The following is a 6,732-nucleotide window of genomic DNA, read 5'->3' on the forward strand; positions in this document are numbered from 1 at the left end:
TCCGGATGACTATTTAAGATCCTTGAAAAACGTAGTTCCCTTATATGTGAACCACACCCGGTTGCCCTTGGTGGCGGTAACCAGCACAAAATCACCGTCCACCTTGGCGTTGTTGCCGACCGTGACCACGGAACCGTTTACAACAACCTGATTGCCCACAATGCCCTGCACAATTATTTTCGCCTTCAAATCTTCCGGCCTGGAGCGCGGCCTGGGCTTTGGCGCATTCCGCATCCGCTCCTCTTCCCGTTTGCGCTTTATTTCGTCCTCTTTCTGCCGGCGCTCCGCCGCAACCCTTTCTATTTCCGCAACTGAAATAAACGGGTTCTTGTCACTCTTGGGCAGAAACAGCAGCTCGCCCAGATCGGATTCGTCCGCTTCCGGCTTTGTCAGCGGCTGCAACTTAATATCGTCCGCAGGCTGCTCAGTGGAGGAACTTTCCTTGACTTCAGCCTCCGCGGTTTCGGTGCCTGAAGCCACCGCAGGCGGCGTGACTGCGGCAGGCTGTTGTTGGGCCTGCTGCTCAGCCGGCTGCGCTGGCGCCTCCGCGACAGGCGGTTCGGCCGGCCTTCCTCCAAAAGTTTTCTTCCACCATAAGTACCAGTAGATTATGCTTCCGGCTATCACCAGCGCGTATACAATGTTTTTATTTTTCTTGTTCATCAAATACAACCCGTTTTAATAAAAAATCGTAGTCACCGTAACCGACAGATCAACCATTCCCATGACTTCCGTTTTGGCCATCCGAGCTTCGGTAATGGCGATATATTTCGGAGAATTTTCAAGCCTGGCAATAATTTCCCCGGCACTCTTAAACGGAACCCGCAACCGGAATCCGACCGAGGAAAGCGTCAGCCCGGAAATGACCGTTTCCCGCGGCGCGTTTATGGAATCCGGAACAAAATGAAGATCGTTGCATAAATCGTTAATTGTCTTGCCCAGAAAATCGTCCTTGGAAGACATTTTCGGCAAACGCTGAGTAAACGAATCAAGGCTGGCTTTGGTTTCCTGGAAAGCGCTTGCGTACTGGGACTGTGCCTCCAGCGATTCTATCCGCGCTTTCCGCACGATATGCCCTTTTCTTATCGGCTTGTAAATAGTCGAATAGGAAAAGAAAAACAAGACGAATCCCGTTAAAAGCGGAAGCTTGAAATGCCCGATGCCTTTCGTCTGCACCATTGATAAAACCAGCCAGACGTTATCTTTCAGATCCGCCAATAATGTTGCAATATCAGTTTTTCGCGCCATAATAAATCACTTTACTTCTGTACATTTTATTTCGAATCTCGAGGGTTCCCCTTTTTCCTTTGCGGTATCAAACTGCATGGAGAACTTGTTGCCCGACTCGGTATAAACCTTCATCGCCTCATCCTTCTTAAGCGCTTCCTTGATCGTGTTCGCCAGGTTCACGTCATTTTGCGGGTCGTTCGTCTGCACGCCGCCGGAGATAGACACCTCCGTGTTTACGCCAATCTGCCGGACATAGGAAAGCGCGGTGATCCAGGTTGATTTGGGTATGGCATCCGTTATCGCGACAAGCTGGGGCGTAAAAAACGTGGTCTCACTCATAATGGCCCTGATTTTGCTTTCTTTCTCATTGAACTGCGTGACCACATCCGCAATCTGAGCAGCATCCCTTTCGGCAAATTCCGAAATCTCCGGCGTGTTTTTTTTCAGGTTCGAAATCGTTAAATTCATTTTGACCGTCTTCATATAGGACAGGCCCGCCAGCAACAGCACCAGCGCCGCCAGACTCGACGCAAGGAAATACGCGAACAGCTGCGTTTTCTGATCATCAATGCTTACCCGCTCTTTTTCGATCAGATCCAAAAGACCCGACTGGTCCGGCATATAGCACAGCGTGCACCCGATCGCCGCCAATGTGCCCCAGTCCAGCTCCTGAAGATTCACCACTTTTTTGGGATCCCATTGCTTTACAGAGAGTTTGGAATCCTCCTCGATAATCCCCTGCCATAATTCCAGATTGACGCCGCTGAGCAAAATCTCCGAAAAAATGGTGGTGCCGAGCTGCTTGTTTATAAAATCAACCGAGCCGCGCACATCAAGCCGCCGCCGCTCGGTTGACTGCGCGTCTTCAAAACTCACTTCCCTAAACAGCAGCGGCACATCTTTATGCGTAAGCAGCAGATGCGCCACGCTCGCGTCAAAATGCGCGAACGCCTTGCCGTCGCCTCCAGTCGCACCCAGCACGGAAAACGCCCGGGTTACCGATGACGACGCCACTTCTATGCCCATCAGTTCGTACCCGATTTTGGCAATCCCCGTCTTGATGGCGCCGGAGATCTTTTTGTTGGTTATGCCGAACAGCACGCCCAGTTTCGAGCGCGTTTCCTGGGGATTGAAAGGATAGGCGTGAAAATCAAAAACCGACTCGTCAAACGGAAACGGCACATACTTCTTGGCTTCCAGCGGTATTGACTGGCGCCAGAACCGGCGTTCCACATACGGCATGAGAAAATGCCGGAACACCGCAAACTCCGGAGAAAGCGTAACCTGCACATTTTTCGTATCCCACTTTACCTTTTTAAAGGCTTCCTGCATCGGCAGCAGCCATAAATTTTCATTGATGAAGAATTCCGAATGCATGGCGGAGGCACGGCCGATATCCGTGTCCGGCCCGCGTAAATGCGCGATGGGAATCTTCACAAACCGTTCTATCCGCACGGTTTTGGTTTCGGTGCGCACTTCCGCCGCATAGATCGCGTCGAGGCTTATGTAAACCCCGATGCAGCTGCTCAGCCGCACCTGTTTTATTCCCACCAGACTTTCTAATAATCCCATATGTGTAACACCTTGGCTTTATTTGCCTGTCACCATTCGGACTTCAACTATCGCGCGGCTCTCGGCGGAAACCCGCGTTTTAATCGTCACCTTGCCCAGATCCACGCCGTATTTGGAAGTAAGCATTTCCGCAACTTTCTGCGCCCGCGCATGCGCCATATTCTGTGCGTCGGGCTCTTTGTCGCCGGCGGTGCCGGTAAGAATGATTTGTGACATGGGATACGCAGTCATGGACTCCGACACCTGCCGCACCGTAGCGCCTCCGTTCGAACTCAACTCCGAACTGCCCGGCCGGAACGCTATGGTATACTTGACCTGGCTGTCATCCTCGCCTTCAGCTTCATCGGTATCGGGCATATCTTCATTGCCGATATCGCCATCTTCTCCGGAAGCGGCGGTTTTCGCTGCGGATGCCGGTTCGGCGCCGTCCGCTGTGGCATTTCCGGAAGAATCGCTTTCCGCGGCAGTTTCCGTTTCGGAGGGCTCCTCATTCACGGCGGCTTCCGGTTCAGCGCTTGCGGTCGCGCCGATTTTGCGCCGCTGGGGTTTTTCCCTGTCCAGCGAGCGAGCCGCCCTGCGTCCGCCCCCCCCCGTTCCGCCGCCCGACAAAGCCTTCTGCAACGCAACGGCGGGAGTTGCAACCGGCCCGCCTAAAATTGTAACCGGCCGCCTTACAATCCGCTCCCGGCCGACTATGTCGGCGGCCGCGACAACCGCTATATATTTCCCCGGCGGATAAGGCTCGCCGAAAAAGTCTTCCCGTCCGTTCCAGAAAACCTGATGATAGGCGGACTCTTCGCCCGTGGCATCCTGCACGACATGCAATCTCCGCTTCTCGTCGTAATACAATAACTGGAATTTCCAAAACGATATCCTAGCGCCGGTTTCCTCAACCGCAAATTCTACGATCGTGCCTTCATTTTTCACCGGATCGAACGAATCTTCGCTTACGCCCAATGTAATCAGCGGCGGATTATCCGAATCCGACTGCGCGGTAATAACGGTGTTAATGGGCTTGTCATAATAAAACAGAATCCCCAAGCCGGGAATATTTTTAAATTTCGCGGGCAGCTCGTGCGAGGTGATATTGAGGTTGACCGAAAGACGGGCCGTGGAAATACCCTTGCGGGAAAAATAGGAATTGACCGCCATCGCGCGCCGCATATCCACTATTTTCGTGTCGGCCGCGTAGATGCCCTCCGGCAGAATAAGGAAAGTCGCTTTGCCGAGCGTATACATTACCGTCGCCAGATCATCCAGGATATTGTCCGCTTCCGGGCGGAAATTCATGTCCTTCGTAAAAACCACATCGGGATCAAGACTCACCGCTTCCGGCTGTTCGCCGTTCATATAAACCTGCACGCCCTGCACCTTGTTCAGCCGCAAAAGCGCCATTCTGCGTATCTCGGAAATCTTGCGCTCGATCCGCTGCGCCATAATAACGCGCCGCTCTTTCGTGACGTTGCCGACCAGCCGGTCACTCTCTATGTTTTTCGGCATGGAAGCGGAAGGCCGGTAATACTTGGTTTCGCCGGAAGCGCCGTCCGGCAAATTCTTCGAAGGCACTCCGGGATACATGGTACTTTCGTCGTCCTGCGAAGTCTGCTCGGCGCTGCCGTCGTCCATGGAACCGAACCGCTGGTTAATCCGGTTGATATAATCGTTCGCTATGGCCTTCTCGCTCGGGTTGCCGGTCACGAGAATATCAAGAAATTTGTCCATCGCGTCGTTGTAGCGGTTCTCCCTGTACAGCCGCACGGCCTGGGTCATGTCGCGGCTCATGCTCGGTTTGCCCGAACGGGAATCATAGTCGCCCGCGGCAAAAACGCCGCAGGCGCCAAACGCCAGCAGCAACCCGCCCAGAATAAAGCTCTTACATTTGACGCGATATGTCATATCATTTTTTTCCAAAGCTTACCGTATATTATAATAATTTTTCAGTTTTGGGAACCCTGTTGCAGGCGCGCCAGATTTGCCTGCGCTTCTTTATTGTGCGGATCCGCGTCCAAAACCCGGCCCAGCAGGCTCCGCGCGGACGCAAAATCGCCCTGCGCGGCGCTGATGGCGGCCAGTCCCGCGTTGGCGCCCACGCTCCGCGGGTTGCGGGCCAGCACTGCGGCGAGCGTTTTTCTCACGCTGTCATAATCATGCCTGGCATAGAAAAAGCGCGCCTTCAGAATGTACGGAAATTCCCATTGCGGATACTGCGCTATTTCCCGCTCGATCGCGGCCAGCAGGGCCGGATCGGAATTGCGCTGGTCAGCCTTTTGACCCAGTTCGCGCGCCCTGACAATCCGGCCAAGCAGCGGCGGCGACGACGCCTGCCCGGCTTCCCCCAGCACCCGGCGGTAGTTGTCGAACAGCACGTCTGACAGCGGCGACTGCAGCACTCCGTTCTCAAAAACACGCCGCGCAGCGGCGGTATCGCCCGCCGCGACTTCCATTACGCCCAGAACGCTTTGAATCGTTATGTCCTGAGGAAATATCCGCGCCGCGTCGCGCAATGCCGACAGGCAAAGCGGCGCATATTTTTTCTGGTCGGACAGGAAAATTTCCGCCATCAGGTCGTATGTCCTGAAATTGAACGGATTGATGAACGAACAGATCCGCGCGCCGTCAAGCGCCGCGGATAGATGGCCCAGCTTGCGGTCTATCAGTGCGCGGTTAAAGAAAATTTCATCATATCCCGGATTGGCGGAAAGAGCGCGGTTATATGCGTCCAGAGCTTTTTCATCGTCGCCGGCCCGCGCATAGGAATTCGCCAGTTCATAAAGCGCGTTCACCTCGCGGCCGGGCCGGGCGGCGGATTTTTCCAGCGCGTCAACGGCCATCGAGATTTCGCCGCGCCGCGCGTAGGCGAAACCTTTGAAATAATAAATTTCACGCATCCATTGGCCGTACCAAAACCAGATACAGGCCGCAAGCGCCACGGTCATGAGCCCGGCAACGAGCCTGCGCGCTGTTTTATTCGCGAATCGCAAAGAAACCACGCGCACTCCGCAGCACTCCGCTCCTACCGTGCCGGCAAACCACCAGAAAATAAACGCCGGCACGGAAAAATGCAGTGACACGTTCAGCATGTTGTCAGCCAGCATTCCGGCCATCCCCGCTGCCGCGCCGGCGGCGAACAGGCTTGCGGGCGCGGCCGTTCTGCGCCGGAACGCGAAATAACCGGCGAAAAAAACCGCGAACAGCCAGATCCGCGCGCCAAGACCTATAATCCCGGTCTGGGAAAACGCTTCCAGAAATTCGTTATGCGCGTTATTGGCGTGAGTCCGCAAATCTTTAATCTGCGGCATCATGCCCAGCATGGGACCCTGATAGTACGGATAAAACATCTCCAGCGTTCCCCAGCCCTTGCCGGTGAACGGATTTTCAAGCCCCATGGCAGCGCAGTTTGACCAGATAAGAAGCCGCTGATGCCAGGGCGAGTACATGCTGTCCTGCGCGCCAAGCGCGGCCAGCGAGGATTTCTTCATGCCCTTAAGCTCCAGCACGCGCTGCACAACCGAAGGGTTATACTGCGTTCCCGAGCCGGACGGCCAGAACGGCACAATAAACAGACACAGCGCGCCCAGCGCCAGCGCCGGTTTGGCGGCCCGGCGCACCAGAACCCGAACCTCCGGCAGCGCCAGCAGAAACGCCAGGCCCGCAAGCGCACCCAGCCACGACGACCGGGTAAGGCTGCACAGCAAAGACATCGCATAAAGCACAAAAATCCCGCCGTAAGCCATGCGCCGAACACCCGATGCCCTCAGAAAAAAAACAAGAACCGAAGGCAGCAGCACCACAAGATATGAAGATAAAAAATTCGGATTGCCGAAAGTGGACACCGACCGCGCGCCGTAAGGATTGAGCGCGCGGGTCCAGACAGGCTCCACGCCGAACTACTGCAGCACTCCGTAACCCGCGGCAAGCGCGCCGGTCGCG

5 protein-coding genes are annotated in these 6,732 nt (G+C 55.0%); all 5 read right to left on the bottom strand.

Annotated elements, in window-relative coordinates; all coding sequences use genetic code 11:
- Positions 1–9 precede the first annotated feature (9 nt).
- The 5 genes from PHW69_04210 to PHW69_04230 are packed head-to-tail and all read right to left on the bottom strand — an operon-like array spanning position 10 to position 6,683.
- On the bottom strand, positions 10–663 hold the full coding sequence (locus PHW69_04210; GenBank protein ID MDD4004390.1) for a hypothetical protein: 654 nt from the start codon (positions 661–663) through the stop codon (positions 10–12).
- 15 nt (positions 664–678) lie between these two features.
- The gene (locus PHW69_04215) at positions 679–1,248 is read right to left on the bottom strand and encodes a hypothetical protein (GenBank protein ID MDD4004391.1); all 570 of its coding nucleotides are present in this window, start codon (positions 1,246–1,248) and stop codon (positions 679–681) included.
- Positions 1,249–1,254: 6 nt separating this feature from the next.
- Positions 1,255–2,802, bottom strand: coding sequence for a hypothetical protein (locus PHW69_04220; GenBank protein MDD4004392.1), 1,548 nt, complete (start codon positions 2,800–2,802; stop codon positions 1,255–1,257).
- Between the two features lie 18 nt (positions 2,803–2,820).
- Positions 2,821–4,698: a hypothetical protein gene (locus PHW69_04225; protein ID MDD4004393.1), complete on the bottom strand. Its 1,878-nt coding sequence runs from the start codon at positions 4,696–4,698 to the stop codon at positions 2,821–2,823.
- Positions 4,699–4,739: 41 nt separating this feature from the next.
- Positions 4,740–6,683, bottom strand: a complete 1,944-nt coding sequence (locus tag PHW69_04230; protein MDD4004394.1) for a tetratricopeptide repeat protein — start codon at positions 6,681–6,683, stop codon at positions 4,740–4,742.
- Between the last annotated feature and the right edge of the window lie 49 nt (positions 6,684–6,732).

This window comes from Elusimicrobiaceae bacterium (genome assembly GCA_028700325.1).
Taxonomy (GTDB): domain Bacteria; phylum Elusimicrobiota; class Elusimicrobia; order Elusimicrobiales; family Elusimicrobiaceae; genus JAQVSV01.